Below are 2,127 nucleotides of genomic sequence, written 5' to 3'. Positions count from 1 at the left end.
GGCCCCGCCGGCCCCACCGGAGGCGCCCGCGCGCGCCCCGGCGCCGGCGATCGACGAGGAGGGCCGGATCGCCGTGGCGCACGCCTCGCCGTCGGTTCGCAAGCTCGCGCGCGAGCTCGGCGTGGAGCTCGGGCGCGTCCAGCCGTCGGGGCCGCGCGGCCGGATCCTGCACGAGGACGTGCAGCGCTACGTGAAGGAGGTCGTGAGCGCGGCCGCGACCGGCGCCCCGGGCGTCGGCCTCGACGTCGCGCCGTGGCCGAAGGTCGACTTCGCGAAGTACGGTCCGGTCGAGACCCGGCCGCTCTCGCGCATCAAGAAGATCTCGCGGAAGAACCTCGCCCGGAACTGGGTGATGATCCCGCACGTCACGCAGCACGACGAGGCGGACGTCACCGAGCTCGAGAAGCTCCGCGTCGCCCTCAACGCGGAGCACGCCAAGGAGGGGGTCAAGGTGACGCTGCTCGCCTTCCTCGTGAAGGCGTGCGTCGCGGCGCTCCGCAGGTTCCCCGACTTCAACGCGTCGCTCGAGGGCGACGAGCTCGTGCTGAAGCAGTACTTCCACATCGGCTTCGCGGCGGACACGCCGGGCGGGCTCGTCGTCCCGGTGGTGCGGGACGCCGACCGCAAGGGCGTGCTCGAGATCGCGGGCGAGCTCGCGGAGCTCGCGCAGAAGGCGCGGGACGGGAAGCTCCAGCTCGGCGAGATGCAGGGCGGGACGTTCTCGATCTCGAGCCTCGGCGGCATCGGCGGGACGGCGTTCACGCCGATCATCAACGCGCCGGAGGTCGCCATCCTCGGCGTCTCGCGCAGCGTGATGCGGCCGGTGTGGGACGGTGCTCAGTTCGCCCCCCGGCTGATGCTGCCGCTCTCGCTGTCCTACGACCACCGGGTGGTCGACGGCGCCGCCGCCGCGCGCTTCACGAGCTACCTCGCAGCGCTCCTCGCCGACCTGCGGCGCGCGATGCTCTGATCCACCGACCGAACCGGACCCCGCGGTTCACCGGACGGCTGGGCGTCGGCCGCTGCCCCGCGCCGGCCCGCGGGCGAGCGGGGCGGCCGGGCTCACCGGACGCCCCGCTCGACGCGACGGACGGCTCCGCCTACTTGCCGCCGCCGCCGGAGCCCCCTGCGCTCGAGCCGGCGCCGCCAGAGGAGCCGGCCGCGCCGGTGCCGGTGGCCGCGCCGGTGCCGGCAGACGAGCCTGCGCCGGCGGCGGAGCCGCTCTCGGCGCCCGTGGCGCTGCCTGCCGCGCCCGCCTGGCCGGTGCCGGCGGTGTCGGCGCCCTGAGTCGCGCTCGTGTCGCTCGGCGAGGCGGAGCCGGAGCGCGACGCGCCGGAGCCGGTCCCCTCGGTCGTCGAGCTCGAGCGGCCGGCCGCCGAGGTGTGGTGCTTCTTCTTCTTCCGGTGCGTCGTCGTCGCGCGCTTGCTCGACGTGTCGGTCGACGCGCTGCCGACCGAGGCGCCGGACTCCCGGCTGCTCGAGCCCGCGCTGCCCGTCCCCCAGCCGCTCGTGTCGCTCGAGCCGGTTCCGTGCGCGCTGCCGGAGCTGCCGCCGCTCCTGCCGGCGTCGTCCGTCGTGCTCGACGACCCCGCGGCGGCGCCCTGGGCGCTCGCGGTACCGAGGCCGAGCGCCGCCAGCGCGCCGGCCAGGAAAATCCCATTCCTGAGCTTCATCCACTCTCCCGATGTGAGGTTGTTCGCCTCCGCTCACTGCGGAGGCACCGCGCGGCGACGGTGAGGGCCGCAGACGCCCGGCGCCGGTCGCCGCGCTCGCGGGACCGGCGCCGCGCGTGCGATCTCGCCGGTGAGCCTCCACCGCCGTACGCCGCGCGAGGCTGAAAGCTGCGGCGGCTCGCGCCAGCGGCAACAGACGGGCCGCAGGCTCCTCGGTCGCCCCGGGGCGGCCGCGCCCCCGCGCTCATTCCGCACATCGCTCGACATGCGCGCAGCTCGACGCACAGCCGCACCCACGCCCCGCGTACGAGCGGGCATGCCCGCCGCCGGAGGGGTGTTGGTGGAGTCGCCCGCGCGCCGCCGAGGTGCGTGGGGCTCGCTCGGACATCCGACCCCCGATGACGCTCGCCACCCTGCTCACGCTCCTCCTCGCGGCCGCCCCGGCACAGGCGAG

At 76.0% G+C, this 2,127-nt stretch carries 2 protein-coding genes; one reads left to right on the top strand and one right to left on the bottom strand.

The window, feature by feature from the left end; translation table 11 throughout:
* Positions 1-970: 2-oxo acid dehydrogenase subunit E2 (locus tag MNY60_RS23480; RefSeq protein ID WP_242362064.1), on the top strand; the 970-nt coding region annotated here is incomplete at its 5' end.
* Positions 971-1,100: 130 nt separating this feature from the next.
* Here MNY60_RS23480 and MNY60_RS23475 read toward each other — a convergent pair.
* Positions 1,101-1,673: a hypothetical protein gene (locus MNY60_RS23475; RefSeq protein WP_242341586.1), complete on the bottom strand. Its 573-nt coding sequence runs from the start codon at positions 1,671-1,673 to the stop codon at positions 1,101-1,103.
* Between the last annotated feature and the right edge of the window lie 454 nt (positions 1,674-2,127).

The sequence above is a fragment of the Anaeromyxobacter sp. SG17 genome, from assembly GCF_022690695.1.
GTDB classification, from domain to species: Bacteria; Myxococcota; Myxococcia; order Myxococcales; family Anaeromyxobacteraceae; genus Anaeromyxobacter; species Anaeromyxobacter soli.
Note: the sequence above shows the minus strand (reverse complement) of the source record. Positions and strands in the feature narration are given on the sequence as shown.

Bases quoted from the DNA above. Each gene is read 5' to 3' on its own strand.
- MNY60_RS23475 (WP_242341586.1), bottom strand. From the start codon at position 1,673: ATGAAGCTCAGGAATGGGATTTTCCTGGCCGGCGCGCTGGCGGCGCTC.